Origin of the sequence: Paenibacillus turicensis, from assembly GCF_050461185.1 — a bacterium.
Classification (GTDB): Bacteria; Bacillota; Bacilli; order Paenibacillales; family Paenibacillaceae; genus Fontibacillus; species Fontibacillus turicensis_A.
Window position 1 is genome coordinate 42,576 of record NZ_JBCMOR010000007.1, and the last position, 19,513, is coordinate 62,088.

General features: G+C 37.8%; 16 protein-coding genes. 6 read left to right on the plus strand and 10 right to left on the minus strand.

Features of this window, described 5'->3' with window-relative positions; genetic code table 11:
* Positions 1-59: 59 nt before the first annotated feature.
* Positions 60-428, minus strand: coding sequence for a hypothetical protein (locus ABE099_RS12685; protein WP_430031189.1), 369 nt, complete (start codon positions 426-428; stop codon positions 60-62).
* A gap of 204 nt (positions 429-632) precedes the next feature.
* Here ABE099_RS12685 and ABE099_RS12690 point away from each other — a divergent pair, with 204 nt between their 5' ends.
* The 4 genes from ABE099_RS12690 to ABE099_RS12705 are packed head-to-tail and all read left to right on the plus strand — an operon-like array spanning position 633 to position 3,661.
* On the plus strand, positions 633-1,760 hold the full coding sequence (locus ABE099_RS12690) for a helix-turn-helix domain-containing protein (RefSeq protein WP_430031191.1): 1,128 nt from the start codon (positions 633-635) through the stop codon (positions 1,758-1,760).
* Positions 1,753-1,965: a PLD nuclease N-terminal domain-containing protein gene (locus tag ABE099_RS12695; protein ID WP_430031193.1), complete on the plus strand. Its 213-nt coding sequence runs from the start codon at positions 1,753-1,755 to the stop codon at positions 1,963-1,965. The genes ABE099_RS12690 and ABE099_RS12695 overlap by 8 nt, the downstream gene beginning before the upstream one ends.
* The gene (locus tag ABE099_RS12700) at positions 1,962-2,900 is read left to right on the plus strand and encodes an ATP-binding cassette domain-containing protein (RefSeq protein WP_430031195.1); all 939 of its coding nucleotides are present in this window, start codon (positions 1,962-1,964) and stop codon (positions 2,898-2,900) included. The genes ABE099_RS12695 and ABE099_RS12700 overlap by 4 nt, the downstream gene beginning before the upstream one ends.
* On the plus strand, positions 2,897-3,661 hold the full coding sequence (locus ABE099_RS12705; protein WP_430031197.1) for an ABC transporter permease: 765 nt from the start codon (positions 2,897-2,899) through the stop codon (positions 3,659-3,661). The genes ABE099_RS12700 and ABE099_RS12705 overlap by 4 nt, the downstream gene beginning before the upstream one ends.
* 31 nt (positions 3,662-3,692) lie before the next feature.
* Here ABE099_RS12705 and ABE099_RS12710 read toward each other — a convergent pair whose 3' ends face one another.
* On the minus strand, positions 3,693-4,220 hold the full coding sequence (locus ABE099_RS12710) for a flavodoxin domain-containing protein (protein WP_430031569.1): 528 nt from the start codon (positions 4,218-4,220) through the stop codon (positions 3,693-3,695).
* A 1-nt stretch (position 4,221) separates the two neighbouring features.
* On the minus strand, positions 4,222-4,713 hold the full coding sequence (locus ABE099_RS12715; protein ID WP_430031200.1) for a MarR family winged helix-turn-helix transcriptional regulator: 492 nt from the start codon (positions 4,711-4,713) through the stop codon (positions 4,222-4,224).
* Between the two features lie 178 nt (positions 4,714-4,891).
* Here ABE099_RS12715 and ABE099_RS12720 point away from each other — a divergent pair, with 178 nt between their 5' ends.
* Together ABE099_RS12720 and ABE099_RS12725 are read left to right on the plus strand one after the other, a co-directional pair.
* Positions 4,892-5,764, plus strand: a complete 873-nt coding sequence (locus ABE099_RS12720) for a hypothetical protein (RefSeq protein WP_430031202.1) — start codon at positions 4,892-4,894, stop codon at positions 5,762-5,764.
* Entirely contained in the window at positions 5,757-6,659 is a 903-nt protein-coding gene (locus ABE099_RS12725; protein WP_430031205.1) for a hypothetical protein, read from the plus strand. The genes ABE099_RS12720 and ABE099_RS12725 overlap by 8 nt, the downstream gene beginning before the upstream one ends.
* A gap of 156 nt (positions 6,660-6,815) precedes the next feature.
* Here ABE099_RS12725 and ABE099_RS12730 read toward each other — a convergent pair whose 3' ends face one another.
* The 7 genes from ABE099_RS12730 to ABE099_RS12760 all read right to left on the minus strand — a co-directional run bounded on the left by ABE099_RS12730 (position 6,816) and on the right by ABE099_RS12760 (position 19,492).
* Entirely contained in the window at positions 6,816-9,914 is a 3,099-nt protein-coding gene (locus ABE099_RS12730) for a type I restriction endonuclease subunit R (protein ID WP_430031207.1), read from the minus strand.
* 188 nt (positions 9,915-10,102) lie between these two features.
* Positions 10,103-11,338 (minus strand): restriction endonuclease subunit S, encoded by a 1,236-nt coding sequence (locus ABE099_RS12735; protein WP_430031210.1) that lies wholly within the window; start codon positions 11,336-11,338, stop codon positions 10,103-10,105.
* Positions 11,335-12,882 (minus strand): type I restriction-modification system subunit M, encoded by a 1,548-nt coding sequence (locus tag ABE099_RS12740; RefSeq protein WP_430031212.1) that lies wholly within the window; start codon positions 12,880-12,882, stop codon positions 11,335-11,337. Before ABE099_RS12740 ends, ABE099_RS12735 begins: the two co-directional genes overlap by 4 nt.
* Before the next feature lie 271 nt (positions 12,883-13,153).
* Positions 13,154-14,692, minus strand: a complete 1,539-nt coding sequence (gene guaA / locus ABE099_RS12745; protein WP_430031214.1) for a glutamine-hydrolyzing GMP synthase — start codon at positions 14,690-14,692, stop codon at positions 13,154-13,156.
* Positions 14,693-14,770: 78 nt separating this feature from the next.
* A complete protein-coding gene (locus ABE099_RS12750) occupies positions 14,771-17,254 on the minus strand; it encodes a transglutaminase-like domain-containing protein (protein WP_430031217.1) in 2,484 nt (827 codons plus the stop codon).
* A complete protein-coding gene (locus tag ABE099_RS12755) occupies positions 17,238-18,527 on the minus strand; it encodes a DUF58 domain-containing protein (protein ID WP_430031220.1) in 1,290 nt (429 codons plus the stop codon). Before ABE099_RS12755 ends, ABE099_RS12750 begins: the two co-directional genes overlap by 17 nt.
* Entirely contained in the window at positions 18,524-19,492 is a 969-nt protein-coding gene (locus ABE099_RS12760) for an AAA family ATPase (RefSeq protein ID WP_430031222.1), read from the minus strand. The genes ABE099_RS12755 and ABE099_RS12760 overlap by 4 nt, the downstream gene beginning before the upstream one ends.
* Positions 19,493-19,513 lie beyond the last annotated feature (21 nt).

The following is a 19,513-nucleotide window of genomic DNA, read 5'->3' on the forward strand; positions in this document are numbered from 1 at the left end:
TCAATAATAAAACCCCAACTACAAATAAAATTGCAATTGGGGTTCGTTTCTAAAATTATTTAGGTTATAACATTCTGCCTTAAAAACCTTAGAAAATCGCCTTGCATAGACCCAAGGGTCAGCATTTTTTTGATGATACTGAACCTCCAATGCTTACCTCCCACGTCAAATGACCAAATCGCTGAAAATAATAGTCCAAATTTAAATTTTTGATTTTGTAAATTTGCTACATCAAATTCAAACTTTTGTACAACTTTTGAGGACCACGCATTCAGAAATAGGATGATTACTCTACGGTTGTTCATAAGTAAAATCGCGCGACTTGTAACTGATGAAAGGGCTTGAGAAACAGCATAACAAGTCAGCATATCAGGTTCTTTATGTTGTGCAGCTAGACCATTAATCGTTTTTTGGGTGATAAAAAACATAATCAATCCTCTTTACTATATTTATTTCCATATTTAAACCTAAATCGGCCTCACTGTAAAGCAAAACTCTATAATCCACTTTATCATCTACTTTATTTTTCACACTAGTATCGCCTCAGTTGATTTTTCACCCCAAAAGTTAACGATAGCTCCATTGGATTTCACGCTAATAAGGATTAAAATTGAAAAAAAGGGGATGATGAGATGCTTTTAAGTGTTGGAGAGGTCATTACTGAACAACGAAAGAAAAAACGTGTCACACAGCAGGAATTAGCTGATTTTATTGGTGTAACAAAAGCTTCAGTGTCAAAGTGGGAAACAAATCAATCTTATCCCGACATTACATTGTTACCACTATTAGCCGCCTACTTTGATATTAGTATTGATTCGTTATTAAACTACAATTCACAGTTAACCTCCGAAGAAATTCGAAACATATACCGTTCCTTACAAAGCTCATTAAAAACATGCCCAGAAGAAGCCTTAGATTCGTTAAATCGTCTTATACGCCGTTATTACTCGTGTTATCCATTTGTTTTGCAAATGGGATTGTTTATCCTTAATCATTTTGATTTGTTACCTGGAGAAAGTCGAGAGCATAAATTTGCAGTGTACATTGCGAAGGCACAGCAATTGTTCCAGCATGTGGCCTCCAATGCAACAGAGGCAAAGCTGTTAGACGAAGCTCATAAGCTTCAAGCATATACCTTATTCATGCTAGGCGAATACGATAAAGTACTAGCGCTATTAGGCGAATGTACACCCGCCTGCTTTCCAATTGAACCTTTGATCGCCGGAGCTTTTCAACAAAAGGGACAAAATGAAAAGGCCATTGGTGTGTTGCAAAGTAGTATTTTTCAAAACGTTGTGGTTACAATGAGCTTTTTAACAAACTATTTACAACTGTTATTAGAGCAGCCACATCAATTTAGGGAGACGGTGGAAAGAGGACAAAGTTTAGCGCAAGTTTTTCACTTTGAACAGCTTAATCCAATCCCCTATCTTAATTTTTTATCATCCGCAGCATACGGCTATGCGGTATTCCAAGATGATGAGCACCTCGCTCCAATTTTAAACGAATATATTAACGTCCTACAACGTACAACATTTCCTGTCGTCATTCATGGCGATTGTTATTTTGATCATATTGATGATTGGATAAAGCAACTAGACCTAGGAAACCAGCTCCCTAGAGAAACGTCGCAAATAAAAAAAGACTTTATTAATTTATTTCTCCATAATCCTGTTTTTGAACCTTATAAACAAAAGGGAAATTTGAAGCCTATTTTTGAGAAGCTAGCAATAATGAGAAAGGAAGAGGAGCATGAATAACTTAGATTTTTTTATGGAGTATTTACCATTTTTTATCCCTCTTATTATTTTACAACTAATATTAGCCGTGACGGCATTAATTCATGTCATTAAACATCCGCAGTACAGATTTGGGAATAAGGGGCTTTGGATTGTGATTGTTTTAGCTTTTCAAATTGTTGGACCCGTTATTTATTTCACGCTTGGAAAAGGGGAAAACATATGAACTTACTCCAAGTTGACAAGGTAACAAAAACATTTGGTCAAAAAAAGGTATTAAATGATTTAAGTTTTGTTGTGCAAGAAGGGAGTATATTTGGTTTTGTTGGTGAAAATGGTGCGGGCAAAACGACCACAATGAAATTAATTTTGGGTTTAGATCAAATGACACAAGGAAACATCTCCATTTTAGGAGAAGCCGTTACCTTTGGTGCAACAAAAACAAATCGTTTTACAGGTTATTTACCAGATGTCCCGCAGTTTTACGATTACATGACAGCGCGTGAATATCTGTTGTTGTGTGGTGAAATTACTGGACTTGCTAGAGGCGAACGAATCAAACGTGTAGAGGAAATGTTAGGGCTTGTTCATTTATTTAATGTCAAAACACGTATTGGCGGCTTTTCACGTGGGATGAAGCAACGACTAGGTATCGCGCAAGCCTTATTAAATAAACCTAAGCTGTTAATTTGTGATGAGCCAACCTCTGCACTAGATCCTAATGGCCGCAAGGAGTTCCTTGACCTGTTATATTCATTGAGATCAGAAACGACGATTATTTTTTCAACTCATATTTTAAATGATGTAGAGCAAATTTGCGATCATGTAGGCATTTTAAATGGAGGTAAGATGGTGGTCTGCTCGTCAATATCAGAACTCAAAAAAAATCATGGGCAGCAGCAAGTTAAAATCGTATTTGAGCAAGCACATGATAAAGCATTATTTTTAGAGCAGCTTGAGAAAAGTCCTCTCACGAACCCCTATACGATCGATCCTACTGGCTTAGCTACTGTTATATCCTTTAAGGCGGCGCAACGAGAGAAGTATAAGAACGACGCACAGCAATTACTAAAATTAGTACAGCAACATAACATTTTACCCCTTGCCTTTGAGCAACAAGAAGCATCGTTAGAGGACATCTTTCTGGAGGTAATTCGATGAAAAACATCCTGTTTTTTTGTAAAAAGGAGCTTTTAGAATATTGGCGTACGAAAAAGCTACTTGTCCTATGGATTGCCTTTGCTGCCTTTGGAATTATGAGTCCTTTGTTTGCTAAATTAATGCCTCAAATTTTAAAGGCAAGCTTTGGAGAAGCCTTGCCCATCGAATTACCCACTCCAACCTCGATTGATGCATGGGCTCAATTTTATAAAAACATTTCACAGATCGGAATTTATCTACTCATCATCATGTTTAGTGGCATCGTTAATCGGGAGATCAGTAAGGGGACACTCACTAATCTAGTAACAAAAGGTTTAAATCGTACCGTAGTTATTATTAGCAAGTATTTTTTAATGTTGATATTATGGAGCCTTGTTATTGTAACTTCATTTGGGATTACGCTAGGCTACACTCAATATTATTTTCCAGATCAGCTTAGCCCCCATTTTTTTGCTGGATTCCTTTTATTGTGGTTATTCGGCTTGTTTATTAGCAGTGTAGTTGTGCTTAGCTCTACTGTTTTTCGCAGTATCTATAGTAGTTTATTTGGCGCAATTGGACTAATGATTTTATTGTATGTGCTGAACCTATGGGAGAAGGTAGTTAAGTGGAATCCCATCTCATTAATGTCCGTAAATATGGCTGTTGTGCAAGGGCAAGAGGTATGGTCAGATTATGTGCCTGCCCTCGCGATGGGCGGTTTAGTTGCGGTGGTGTTTCTGCTGATGGCAGTAGGTGTGCTTAAGAGGAAAAAGCTTTAGTTTATAGTTTATTGGAGCTTAGATTAAAATTTCAAAGCTTTACAAGTACCTTATCTAATTGAGTGGAATCTATGGAGTCCAGTTTGCCCGCCTGTTCATAGGCTTCAACGATATCCTTGTCGTTATCGCTAAGCTGGTCGACTGGACTTTTTTTCGCCTTCCGATATAAGGCTTTGATCAGCATTTTATGCACAAATGAAAGTTTATCCACTTCAAGCTTGCCATGTAGGTGGTAAATCGATTGCAATTTAAACTTAGATTTTTTGAGCATTTCGCTCACAAGCTTGCTAATATTCGAGTTATTATTTTCTCGGTTAGGATTGTAAACACCAACAACAACGAGGGTCAATTTTATTTCACCAAGCTTATTATTTTCTTTCAAAAACTTATCTAAAGCATAAATTTTTCCTGCATACACAGGAGCCACAAAAATAATCTCATCATATTGTTTAATGTTGTCTGGATTTTCATTATAGGAGCACAGTGGATAACCTTTTTCCTCTGCAATTGTAACTGCATATTCTCTACTCGTTCCGTAACGCGAAGCATAGACAACCATTTTACTCACCACTTTTTCCTCCTTCGTTCTCTTCTCGTTCCACTCCTGCATATAATTTTGTGATTAGCCCATAAAACAAATGAATTTCCTCATCTGAATAGTCGTTAAATATCGCGTTTAGTTTCTCCGTGTGAAGCGCAGAGATTTTATCAGCATAGTCCTCTGCCTTTTGGGTTAGTGAAAGTGAAGTATTTTTTTTATTGCCCACTTCATGACTAATTGTGATAAAGCCTTTTTCTTCAAGTGATGTCGCTAACTTTTTAATATTTTGCCTAGACGAGCCTAGTAACGTGCCTAAATGAGTAAGTGTTGTTTTTTCGTCTGAATACTTAATCATCGTTAACAACATGAACTGTTTTAACGTAAGCACCTCATCGGTTTTATCAAAAATGGTTTGTAACCGATTTTGCAAAATCGAGATGCTGGAAAAAATACCTCTAATTTCATTTTCTCTCTTCCCTGCAAATTCCTTAATCATATGATTAATTTCCATAGCTATACCTCCGAACAGCAATCATAATTGTTATTTGCATTATAGTAACTAGTTGCTATAATGTAAATAGGTAACTAGTTACTAAATTTAATATATCCATCAATTAACTAAGTGGCAAGCACATTAATTAATCAATTCAGTAACTATACTCAATCATGAACAGAAGGGAGTGGTAGGTATGAATGTAAAAAGACTAAATAACATTATTGTTGGTTCGATCATTATTTTAGCCACAATTACAGCTTTATTTGGAATTTTATCTAATCAATCTATTAATGAGCATGAGGTCGTTCAGACAATTTTTGGGGAGTCGGTTACATTATACGGAAAAGGTCTATATCATAATGAATCGATTTCTATGGCTTCCCAAGTGATCGCACAAGAGATGGTCACATTATTAGTGGTTGTTCCTTTGTTATTCTACGCTCTAGTCCTCAATCACCGAGGGAAAATCAAAGGGGAAATGTTACTAACAGGTACATTAGGTTATACGCTTTATATGTATGCAACTTATTGTTTTGTAGCTGTATATAATGATTTCTTTTTAATTTATGTTGCGCTGATGTCCTTGTCCTTTTTTGGCTTCGTTATCAATATGTATCAGCTCTTTTCACAAAGAAATACAATTTATTTCTCTAAGCTCCCGAATAAATTTATTGGTTATTCTACCGTTGTTTTGGGCTTATTAATTTTATTTATGTGGTTAGGTAGATTAATTCCACCGTTAATTCAAGGAGGCATACCTATTGGGTTAGAGCATTACACCACATTTCCGATTCAAGCGCTTGATCTTGGGATTGTAGTACCTGTCGCCATTATTAGTGGATTAGCATTAAGCAAAAAACACATATTAGGTTATCTATTAGTTCCGATTATAACGATTAAAGGGATTACAATGCTACTGGCGATTGACGCGATGATGATTGGGATGTTAAACAGCGGGGTTTCCGTAGATGGGGTAGAGCTTGTTGTGTTTCCTTTATTTACGATACTATTTTGCTTTAATTTATATTTTATATTGAAGAGCTTATTGGAGAATAAACATGGATAAAAAAGCCCATTGGAATTGGATTCAGATCTCCGCAATTTCGATTTTTATATTATTAGCCATCATAACACTGAGTGGAATTTTATCTTTTTCTACACAACATAAATATGTCGTCACCAACTTATATGGACAAAATGTTGAAATGTATGGGTATGGCGTGTATCAACACGATTCTTACTTTAAGGCTCCCATTTTAATTGGCTCCGATTGGGCAATGTTTTTAATGGTAGTTCCTCTAATCGGATATTATGTCATGAAAGGGACCAAAACTCTTCAAGCAAAAACTAGCTTCTTTCCGATACTTGGCATTGTTTTGTATTACGCATTTAGTATTTCCTTTGGTGTAGCTTACAACCAACTGCAGCTAGCTTACATCCTTTTAACAACGGTGGCGTTTTTCACGCTCTTTTCATTGTTAATCAATATAATCAGGGAAACAAAGGATTACTCCTGTGACTTTGCCATCAAAAAAGGAGAGCTAGGCTTTTTAATCGTTGCTGGAGTAGCTAATATTATCGCGTGGCTACCTGACATTTTGAATTCGTTATTTACAGGGCAACCCCTAATGCGAATTGAAATGTATACCACAGAAATTACGTATGTGCTGGATATGGGCATTATTAGTCCATTGGTATTTATTACAGTTTACTTGCTAGTTAAAAAGAAAAGTGTTCTTGCACTATTATTGTATCGCTTGATTTTAGTTACCTTAAAAATTATAGGCTTCATGCTCCCTATCCAAACGGTTGTTCAGTTATTAGCAGGCATAGAGATTCCACTTCCTGAGTTGGTTACTAAGGTGGTCTTATTTGTGATCTTAGCCTGTATGGCGATTTATTTTGATGGGCGGAATAAGAAAAGAATTGTGAAGGTGATTGAGAAAAATAGTGGATTATAAGGGTAAAGTTAGCAATGTGTGATTAACAAATACTAGTTTAGCGGTAAATATAAAGGTGATGATGTAGACTGAAATAATTCTACACCACCACCAATGCAGTTCTGACCCTTTAGAATGATAACTAAAATATTCTGGTGTTCAACCGGCTTGAATTTACTAAATTTTTCCCCCAACTCCCTTAAACTTATCTACAAAGGCAGAGATTTTCTGAAAAACGCTCTGTTTTTTTGTTAAATACTGAGGATTAAGCGGACTCATTTTAGGAAGAACTTCATTTAGCTCCGTTCCATTTTCACTTGCATATTCTCTTTTTAACGAGGTTAAAATATATCTCTTTGCAGCTTCTTCATTCAAATTTTCAGAGCTTATTAATTCTTCTGCTTCACGTTTTTGTTCCGTTTGAGCAAATGAGAAAAATTCATCAATAATACTTGCTTTATCTTGTATACTATCTAAATCAGCTTGGTTTATAAAATCAACTACTAAGCTTTCTTTTGCACGATTTCCTACACTAGAACGAATTAAACGACGAACCTCCTCAACCAATGATACTTTATCCTTCATCTTTTTGTTATGCTCAAAAATAAGTTCAAGAATGTAATCTAAATTGATCTCTTGGGATTTTAACAGATCTACTTCAAAGACAACATCATCCCAATCAATGGAGGAAACTCCTTTTTCTTCTCCAGTTTTTTCACGACGAAACCAATCGCGAATATCATTATATGAAGAACGATAATCTTGGACAGTTCTTTCTTCTAACACTTGAATCTCTTGCATAACAGCTATATCTTCATCCGTTACATAGTGAGTGGACTTAAACTCTTCTAAAGCATTAGGGTCAGTTATATCTACGGTTTGTAAAGCCTTTAAAGCTGAATATTCATCATAGTTCTGTAGTATATTTTCAATACGTAAATATTCACCAAAAAGTTTAGTAAATTCTTTCTTATCCTTTTCAGTCACAATCTCATCCACATCAGGAAAACGTTCCTGTAATTCTCTTACTACATCTGCATAACCACGACGAGCTTCACCCGTTGCCACATCAGCGAAGCCTTCCATATACTCTTTATAGCTTTTTTCCAGCACTACATTTTTAGTGTTTTTATCTCCAAACAGAGTAATGGCATCTATAGTTGCTTGTTCTAAATCTCTAAAAGTAACAATATTTCCAAAGGTTTTCGTAGAATCATAAATACGATTAGTTCTCGAAAAAGCTTGCATTAAACCATGATACCTAAGATTTTTATCAACGAATAGAGTGTTTAATGTAGGTGCATCAAAGCCCGTTAAAAACATGCCAACTACAATCAACAAATCAATTTCTTTGTTCTTTACTCGTTTAGCAAGATCACGATAATAGGTTTGAAATCCCTTACTATCTAAACCATAACTAATTTTAAACATCCTATTGTAGTCTTGGATGGCTGAATTTAAAAACTCTTTTGCACTACTGTCCATTGCTGAAGGCTCAAAAGTTTCATCAACAATTTCACCAATCGCAGTTTGTTCTTCATTTGCAGCAAAGGAGAAGATTGTAGCAATTTTAAGAGGGTTATTGCTTCCTTGTTGTAATTTGCTTAAAGATTCATAGTAGAGTTTAGCCGCTTCAACACTACTCACAGCAAACATAGCGTTAAATCCTTTTCCATTCGCATTTAAACGATGAGTCTTATTTTTAAAGTTATTAAGAATATATTGGGAAATTTCTTTAATTCGTTCAGGATGTAGTAATGCTTCTTTATTTTCTGCTGCCGATAACTTTTGCTCGTCCTGTTCTTGCTCAATACTTTTGAACTTGGGACGTACATCGTTATAATCAACCTTAAACTTTAAAACCTTCTCATCTCTGATGGCATCCGTAATGACATAAGAGTGTAGCTCTCTACCAAAGACAGAAGCAGTCGTTTCTGAACCTAACGCGTTCTTCGGGAAAATTGGTGTACCTGTAAATCCAAATTGATAGAACTTTTTAAACTTTTTTTTGATATTTCTTTGAGCTTCACCAAATTGTGAACGATGGGCTTCATCAAATATAAATACTACTTGTTTATCATATATTGATAACTCTGGTTCGCTTTTCATTAGGTTGTTCAGTTTTTGAATCGTCGTCACAATAATTTTATTATCATCTTTTTCAATATTACGCTTCAATCCTGCGGTACTATCTGAACCATTCACACTATCAGGAGAAAACCGCTGATACTCCTTCATCGTCTGATAGTCCAGATCTTTCCGATCTACAACAAAAAAAACCTTATCTATAAAATCCAGTTCGGTTGCCAAACGAGCTGCTTTAAAGCTAGTAAGCGTTTTCCCCGAACCTGTCGTATGCCAAATATATCCACCACTTTCAACTTTACTCCATTTTTTGGCTTGGTAAGTGCTTTTAATTTTCCATAGTATTCTTTCTGCCGCGGCAATCTGATAAGGTCGCATAACCAGCAGGTTGTCGCTCACATCAAATACAGAATATTTCAGTAGTACATTCAATAAAGTATCTTTTTGAAAAAATGTAGCTGTAAAATCTTTTAGATCTTTAATTAAAATATTATCCGCTTTGGCCCAATTCATCGTAAAATCAAAACTGTTTTTATCACGTTTCGTTGTATTTGCAAAATAACGGGTATCGGTCCCATTAGAAATTACAAAAATCTGTATATATTTAAAGAGAGAGTTTTCTGAATTAAAGCTCTCTTTACTATATCGATGAACCTGATTAAAGGCTTCACGAATCGCAATTCCACGCTTTTTAAGCTCCACTTGTACTAACGGTAAGCCATTGACCAAGATGGTCACATCATATCGATTGGCTTGTGTTCCTTTTTGCTCAAATTGCGAAATGACCTGCACTTTATTGTTGGCCACATTTTCCTTATCTACCAGGTAGATATTCTGGATATGCCCGTCATCAAAAACAAAGTCATAAATGTAATCATTATGAATTTTACGGGTTTTATCGATGTGATTCTCACTCGATTTGTCTAAATAATGTTCACAAAATCTAAGCCATTCAGCATCTGAAAATTGCGTTTTATTAAGCTCTTGTAGCTGCACACGAGTATTTGCAAGCATCTGCTCAGGATTAGATAAATTAGGAAGATACTCATAGCCTTGATTTGCTAAATCCTGAATCAATTCTCGTTCTAGATTAGATTCGGTTTGATAGCCAACCCCTTTTTCTGCTATCTTAGTATATTTATCTAGCACTATGTAATTGTTTGATTCTGCGATGGGTTTGTACTCACTCATTTTTATGCCACCTTCCAAAACCTAAAGTTACTTGTCAAATGATTAACTTCATTATAGTACCAATTTAAAAAAAGTATTGTAAGTTGTGATAACAAACCATAGTCCGGAACAACTTTTTTTGATCAAATGAGCCAAGTCTACTTCCAATTGAATAAGATAGTTATCAATTAATGATGTCATTGGAACATCTATAAACACATTACCTCACTTTTCGGAAATGAAAATAGCATATTACGGTAATAATCATATTGCTTTTTACGCAATTCTATTTCACGAGGTAAGCCCTCAGTAATAGAAGATGTCAAAGCGTCGAATTTATCTAGGATAGAAACAATTCGTTTTTGCTCAGCAAGCGATTTATCTAAATCATTTGGATATGGAATTGGTATAGTAATTTTTTTTACTGTTGGAACCGTCAGTTGAGGTATTCCTCCCTTGGTACCACCAATTGGAGTCATATCTAATGCGTAATCTAAATATTTCGTTGTAATTATACTTTTTTCTGGAACTAAAACAATCAAACGTATAATCGGAGTGAATTTTGCTTCTCTTACAGTGTGATATCCAATTTTAGCACCCCGAGCTGAAATAGTTACTGCATCACTTTCAATCTTGTAACTATCTGAAAACCCGTATAACCCTTTATCTTCAGTTCCATTTGCAAATATCGGATAAGGGAACTCATTGGTTGGTAACGTTTGTCCTTTTACACAACCCTTAGGCAGATCTCCACCAGCAGAAATTGATGTACAAACCTCCCCCAACGTTTTCCATTCAACTTCACCCTCTTCAAAAGTCAATAACTTATCACGATAATAGGTATATTGCTTTTTACGTGCTGTAAGCTCTGCTGTAAGCTCTGCTGTAAGCTCTGCTTTAAGCTCTTCGAAGGTGTCCAATATCCTGACGATTTCCTCTTGCACTTTTAGAGGGGGGATGGGGATTGTGATTTTTGACATATCGGCAGCTGAAACATCAATAACTTTTGTTCCTTTTGCATACTTTCTTTTTTGACTTGCAAACATTTCTGTTTGTGTGAAATAAGCAAAGTACTTGCTTGTAATTTGAATTGATGGTTTAAAGATCGTAGCGTGACCACCAGTAACAGCTTGCACTTTACCAAGATAAACAACGGCCTTTCCGACATCGTCCAAATTTTCACTTGTATTTGTTATAACAACATCACCAAAATCAACTTTTTTTAATTTTTTTGCTGTCTCATACGAAACAAACGATATTGTTTCCGTAGTAAATGTACCGTAATAGGTGTAAATTTGGCCGTAATGAATTGCCGGAACCCCAAATTCTGTAAAGTCCGATTTTGGTAATCCATTCCCCCGAACTAATTCACCAACCTCAGCCATGGTCTTCCACTCCACCTCAACCCCATCAAGCAATTTCTCCATAAAATTCGATTTAATCAAGATTCAATCACCTCAATAATGTCATCAATTTCAGCACGAAGTTGGTTTATCCTTGCTACAGTCGTTTTTATCTCTGCATTTAGCTTATTTATATCAATGACTTCTCTTGTATCTTTTGCTTCCACATAGGAGCTCACAGATAGGTTGTAATCATTTTTAACTATTGCATCATAATCAACAGATTTTGCAACATATTCAACATCTTCTTTACTGTCAAATATTTTAATTATTTTCTCAATGTGTTCATCTGTAAGTATGTTATTATTGGTTGCTTTCTTATAGAATTCTGCTCCACTTGCATCAATAAATTGAGTTTTATTTTCCGTTTTATGCTTAGAGAGAACCAAGATATTAACTGCTATTGATGTTCCATAAAAAAGGTTAGGTGCTAATGAAATAACCGTTTCAATAAAGTTATTATCAATCAGATATTTTCTAATCTTTTGCTCTGCACCACCACGATAAAAAATTCCAGGGAAACAAACGATAGCAGCACGACCTTTACTCGAAAGATAACTTAGCGTATGAAGTACAAAGGCAAAATCGGCTTTAGATTTTGGGGCTAATACACCAGTAGGAGCAAATCGTTCATCATTAATCAGCGTTGGGTCATCACTACCAATCCAATTTACGGAATAAGGTGGATTAGATACAATAGCATCAAAAGGCTTTTCATCACCAAAATGAGGATCTAAAAGTGTATTTCCTAAAGCAATATTAAACTTATCGTAGTTTATGTTGTGTAGGAACATGTTCATACGAGCAAGATTATACGTTGTATGGTTAATCTCCTGTCCATAAAACCCATCTTCGATAATATGAGCATCAAACTGCTTTTTGGCTTGTAATAACAGTGAACCCGAACCGGCTGCCGGATCGTAAATCTTATTAATTGTTGTTTGCTTGTGTATTGCCAATTGCGCAATAAGCTTTGACACAGACTGTGGTGTGAAGAATTCTCCTCCAGATTTACCCGCATTGGCTGCATAATTAGAGATTAAAAACTCATAGGCATCACCAAAAAGGTCAATTTGATTATCTTCAAATTTACCAAAGTTAAGCCCTGCAACACCTTTAATAACAGCAGCTAAACGTATGTTTTTATCTTTTACTGTGTTCCCTAATCTATTACTTGTCGTGTCAAAGTCAGCAAATAACCCTTTAATATCTAATTCAGAAGGATAACCATTTGCTGAGCTTTCGATAGCAGAGAATATCTCAGCTAGATCGGTATTCAAGCTTTCATTTGTGTTGGCGGTTTTCGCAATGTTAACAAATAACTGCGTCGGATATATGAAATATCCTTTTGTTTTAATAGCATCTTCTTTAATTTCTTGCGTGATAATATCATCATCAAGTTCCGCATAGTTGATGCTTTCGTCTCCCGCTTCAATATAGTTAGAAAAGTTCTCGCTAATGAAACGATAAAATAGCATACCTAAAACATATTGTTTAAAATCCCATCCATCTACAGAGCCACGAACATCATTGGCTATTTTCCAGATTTGAGATTGCAATTCGGCACGTTGTGCTGTGCTTGACATTTATATTCCTCCAATTATCCTTCTTACTGTACATCCACATTATACACCATGCCACTGTGGTGAAATCGGTTGATTAGAAATATACCTAAAGTAAAGCATGATGTGCTTGTGCAGCTAAAGCCTAATAAAAACTCCCACCGACAATCATTCAGTGAGAGTTTTTGGCGACAATCTTAGAGAAGATTCGAACAAATCTTGGTTTCAGAAAGTCTTATAATTTTATCCAAACGGTTTAAAATCAACTTTTTTCAGTGTATAGAGTGTCGCTTTACTATTCCCACTCAATCGTAGCCGGTGGCTTCGATGTCACATCATACACAATCCGGTTTACGTTATCCACTTCGTTAACGATCCGCCCAGAAATTTTCTCCAGCACATCCCAAGGGATACGTGCCCAGTCGGCAGTCATACCATCGATAGACGTTACGGCACGAATACCTACAGTGTAGGAATATGTTCTGCCGTCTCCCATAACACCAACACTTTTCATGTTAGGTAGGGCAGTGAAGTATTGCCAAATTTCGTTATCTAGTCCTGCCTTCGCAATTTCCTCACGTAAGATCAGGTCAGAGTCACGAACAATTTTAAGCTTTTCTTCCGTTACTTCCCCTAATACACGAATCGCAAGTCCTGGTCCTGGGAATGGTTGACGCCATACGATCTCACGAGGCATACCCAACTCTTCCCCAACCTTACGAACCTCATCCTTAAATAACGTATTTAGTGGTTCAATCAAGGAGAATTTCATATCCTCAGGTAAGCCACCTACGTTGTGGTGAGATTTAATCGTTTGGGCTGTTGCTGTACCACTTTCTACAATATCCGTATAAAGTGTACCTTGTGCCAAGAAATCAAAATCGCCAAGCTTCGCAGATTCCTCATCAAAGCAATAAATAAATTCATTGCCGATAATTTTACGTTTTTGCTCAGGATCATCTACGCCCGCAAGCTTGCTTAAGAAACGCTCACGCGCATCTATTTTTACAACATGGATATCAAATTTACCAACAAAGGTTTCCATTACACTCTCTGCTTCACCTTTACGCAGCAAGCCATGGTCAATGAACATACATGTAAGTTGATCGCCAATTGCACGATGAATTAGCATCGCAACAACGGAGGAATCTACCCCACCACTTAGTGCACACAATACCTTTTTATCGCCAACAGTGTTGCGAATTTCCTGCACTTTATCTTCAATGAAGGATTCCATACTCCAGTTACCTTCTGCATCACATACACCGTAGATGAAGTTAGAAATAAGCTCGTTCCCACGTACAGAGTGACGTACTTCAGGGTGGAACTGAACACCATACATTTTACGCTCTTCGTTAGCAAAACCAGCGATTGGTGCTGATTCCGTTGAAGCATCTAAGACGAAGCCTTGTGGCAACGCAGATACATGGTCACCATGACTCATCCATACTGTTTGCTTCGCATCTAAATCCTTAGCAAGCTTAGAGCCTGCCACAAAATCAACGTCCGATTTACCATATTCACGTTTAGCCGCGCGTTCTACTTTACCGCCAAGATCATGAGCCATCAATTGCATTCCATAACAAATCCCTAAAATCGGAACCCCGATATTGTAAATCTCAGGATCAATTTTAGGTGCATCTTCCGCATACACACTTGCCGGTCCACCTGAAAATACAATACCTTTTGGATTAAGCTCACGTAAGCGTGCTGCTGTCGTATTATAAGGCAACAATTCACTATACACGCCCAAATCACGAATTCTTCTTGCTATTAACTGGTTGTATTGACCACCAAAATCCAGTACAACCACGATTTCATTTGGCTTATTCATACTCGGCCTCCCTTAATTCATGACACTAATTATACGAAACGTTAAAACAGCTCGTCAAGGGCATCCAAGCACTTGTCTCTAGTGCTTTACCATTTTCCAGCATAAAGTGAGAAAGGTGGTCGTCTCCTGACGACTAAATGTCACACCACCATAATACAACTGCTCCCACAATAAAATGAAGCTTAGTAAATGTTGCCTACTTCCTTCATCCATTTTAGACGAATTAGCAATAAGCTGCTGCACATATTCTCTTGGTGTCAACCTGCCTTGCTTCTCCCCATATTTTTGACTCAGCTTATTCCATACAATTTTAGAGGAAAACAATAATATATCTCTGGTAGGAAAGCGGATTGTATTGCTGAGAAATTTGATTCGATTTCTTTTCAAACTCCAGCTAAGTGCAAGCATGCCTCCGTACAGCGTCATTCCAGCCATGACTAACCACAACATTATAGGTATAGCAACAACAAAAGTTACCGCTATAGGGTGACGCAAAATATACGCTAACATCGCTTCACTCATATCTGTTATTTTTTTCAACGCCGCTTGGAATCCTCCACTTCCACTTTCCCACCAAGAGGTTAAGCTAGTCCATATGTTACCAAGGCTTGTCCCCTTCCACTTTTCCCTTGTCTTGCTAATCCCACTCATTAACTCATCCCTGTTCATCACTGATGTTTTTCCATCATAACCAGGTGTGGGGTCAAAAGGAACAAAACCAACTCCTTCAAAATAAACCTCCACCCATGAATGTGCATCAGCATAGGAAACTAAATAACGATTGTCGAAGCTATCTCCACTTATTGGCTCGTGAGTCCCCTCGTTTTTTTCCGAGGATGAGGTTATTAAGGAACCAGGTGCAAATCCTTTAACCCACCTTGCTGGAATTCCGCTACTTCTTAGCAATACAACCATTGAGGTCGAGAAGTGATCGCAATAACCAACCTTTTGTTCAAATAAAAAATGATCAACAAAATCCTGTTTAGCGGAAGGGGGTGTTGTTTTTAGTTCATAACGGTAGTTTTTCTCTAAATAGTGTTTAATCGCCATTACTGCATCATATCTGTTTGTTGTATTAGAGGTCAGTTGCTCAGCTAAGCTTAAGACACGTTTAGGCAATGCCTCAGGGAGCTGTAAATAATGCTGCTTCACCCACGCAGGATCTTCCCCTGTCTTTTGCTGATCTTGCTCTTTTTGCTCAATTCTCTCATTTCGCCTCAAATCCTCACTCACAATCGGTTGCGGTGCAACAGCGATATCATACGATTGATACGACTTCACCATACTGCTGGGCTGTGCTGAAATTAAGGACTGACCCATGGCATCATATCGAATGGAAACATTAAGATGCTCACGACTAGACTGACCACTATATAATGTAGGAACGCGAAGCGGAATCCCTCCAGTAAATAAAACTTGCTCCTGCTGAATTGGATTTATAAAAAAAATACGTTGCACAATTTCTGGTTGCTTTATAGCGCCTTCTGTCCCTAAGCCTAACTCTGCTTGTGCATCATTATTTGTAACTAACGTCGAGGTGGTCATAGATTGCCAGCCTTGGCCGTTATAGTAGTCCTTGCTTTCCCCCCGCCAATAGGTGGGCATAGGAGAACTGGCTATAAAATAAGGCTCATGACGTAAAGTTAGGGGTGCACCAAGCACGCGATCATTTTGACTGTAACCTGATTCACGTTTTGCATGGCTTGAATTAGATTGCAGGTTTTTTGACTCACTCCATGTACTAAAAGCTTGCATCGTTTCCTGCCATGAATAGGGTACCGATTTAGTAACATGAAGCTGCTTGCTCATATAAATTGCACCTGTAACACAACACAATACAATGATCATACTACCAAGAAGCCAACGTCTAGCTTGTAAGGGATACTCTGAAGGCATGGATGAGGCTTTATTTTCTTCTAGTGACATCCCAAAAACAAACAACCAAGCCTGTATTAACAATCCCTCTGCGACTGCACGATACAAGCTACCTAATATGAGAGCTTCGGTATAGGTCTGCAATAAAATGAGATAAAAAATTGTAATAAAAAGAAACAATACAATACTCTTTTTTCCAGAGACTAGCTTTTGTACAGATAAAACAAGCATACTCCAGCCGATAAGCAACACTAACGCCCTGCTCTCCGCACTCAGATTATGCCAATCTCCTGTATTTACAATATTTAATATGTCTTGCTCTACAGTCGTAAAGAAATCCCAATACCACGCAAGCGAAATTCCATGACCATAGATCATCATCAACACAATGGCTACATAGGTTAAAGGCAAAATACTATTTAATGCAATGGGTAGCTTAAAGGAGCCGGTTAGTAACAAGCAAGCGGTCAAAACCATAAACCACCTAACAATAACGACCTCTCCACCATCTGCTAGATTAGTAAGAGGAATTAGCCACTCCAGAAATATAGCACATAGCAGCATTGTTATAATGAGGCGGTTTAAGATTTCATTAAGCGATAAATTGAAACCCTTCGATTCAAGAAACTTAGGTGGTTTTGATGACTCAGGCGACTTAGGTGACTTAGCTCTAGGCACTACTGACATCCCCAGCACCTCCTGCATCAATACTGAGAATCGACAATTCTGTCACTTGAATAGGGGTAATTAAAACGCCCGCTTGCTCCAATATTAATCGATAGTTGCTCTCATTTATGTCCTCGTTAGCTGACTCATATTCTTGTTGGTCGCACCACAAGTTTACTTTAGCGCCTAGCGCTATAAAATGAAGAAGCTGCTTTACAACACTTTCTGTCACATGCCCGGTGATCATCGTAATTTGCTTTAAGCCTATCCCATTAAATGAAGGTAAAGCTTGCTGAGACATTGTAACCCCAGCTAGATGCACCAATACTTGTTGAAGCTCTGCCCGATGATTCACTGAACAAGGCTGCTTCATATTGTTATCCATATAATAGATCGACTTGTTGTCCTCTTCGATTTCACCTCGGAGCCAAGCCGTAGCGACAGAAACAAAAAACTCAAATTGTTCTTCAGCAGTAATCCCTTCATGTGTATCCCTATAAGCCAATTGATCGCGATTTAACCATATTAATTTTTCACTAAAGTAACTAAATTCACTTTGACGTGTCAAAAGGCTCCCTCGCTTAGCAGAGCTTTTCCAGTGTATATTTTTGATCGGGTCACCTGCTTCATAGTGACGTAATCGTTCCTGTGCTACTGCTTGTACAGGTAACATGGAGCGAATACGTACCGTGGATTGGTCACTACCAATCCCCCGATAAGAAATACTTTCAATACCAACCATCGCTGGCTGAACTATACAGGTGTCTTCCATCCTAATAGCTAATTTGCGTGTAAACCATCCAAAGGCATCGCCCCAGCCGAGCAGGACATATCCTCCCTGATACACGCCTCGTTTCGCATCTTTAATGACATATTGACCTCTATAATGACGGCGAAACCCACTCCATCTTAGCTTACCTTCCGGTTTTAACTCCGTATGCGGCTGTACCTGAACCATTTCTGACTCAGGATAATCCTCAAGCTCTAGCCATAAAGGAACTAGTCCACCTGACAATGTGATCTCAAAAGTAACAATGATATCCTGCCCCGCCATAGGCAGTTGTGGTGTCCATTGACGCAACACCTTAGCAGACCTTGGACCAAGCCACTTCATGAAAAAACCTTGTAATAACACAAGCATACCTACAGAAAGTAAAAATAAAAATGCCATTCCACCTTGCCAGCCATATAAAAAAGCCATACTGGTCACCCAAAGCGAAGCGATACACATCGTCTTCAAACCGCTGTTCATCATCTTAATGCTACTTCTCGTACTTTTACTGTTACGTTTCACAGTCCGCCCCCTCCAACCTTGCGAAAGAGAGGGATCGTTGCTTTCTCCAGCAGTTGCTGTAGCACATCTCCTTGACTCATTCCGCTTAATCTGGCTTGAGGATGTAATACTAAGCGATGTGTTAATACAGACGGCGCCACCGCCTTCACATCATCTGGAATTACAAACATTCTTCCTTTTAAATAAGCGGAAGCCTGTGCGGCTCTCATCCATGCTAATGTTCCACGAGGGCTAATGCCCAATGCGATCTGAGAATGTGTACGAGAGGCCTGAGCAATTTCTACTAAGTAACTCTTAATGACATCTTCTACAAACACGATCGAAGCCTGACGCTGCATACTCACTAATTCTTCTGGTAATAGCGCAGGCTTGATATTTACAATGGCCTCATCTGAAGGAGGTAATCCGAGCAAGCTCATTTCTTGCTCCTTTTGCGGATATCCTAACGTCATTTTCATCATAAAACGGTCTAGCTGTGCCTCTGGCAAAGGATAAGTTCCATCATGTTCAATCGGATTTTGGGTTGCTAACAGCATAAATGGTCGCGGTAAGGCATACGTTCGTCCATCTACTGTAGCCTTGCGTTCCTCCATCGCTTCTAAAAGCGCAGATTGCGTTCTTGGTGTGCCACGATTAATTTCATCAGCTAGTAAAATCGTTTTAAAAATAGGACCCGCACGGAACTCAAATTGTCCATTATGTGGATGATACACAGAAACTCCCGTTACATCCGAGGGCATTAAATCAGCTGTAAATTGAATTCTACCAAAATCACCACCAATACAAGCTGCCAAGGCACGAATGAGCATCGTTTTCCCAACGCCAGGGACATCCTCTAGCAATACATGTCCACCTGCAAGCATGGCGGTGAGCAGTAGTTCAACTCTGCTTCTTTGACCAACTACAACGGCATCTATTTTAGAAATCATTCGCTCTAATAAAATACAATAGTCCTCTTGTCTCATAGTCTATCTCCTCCATTCTAC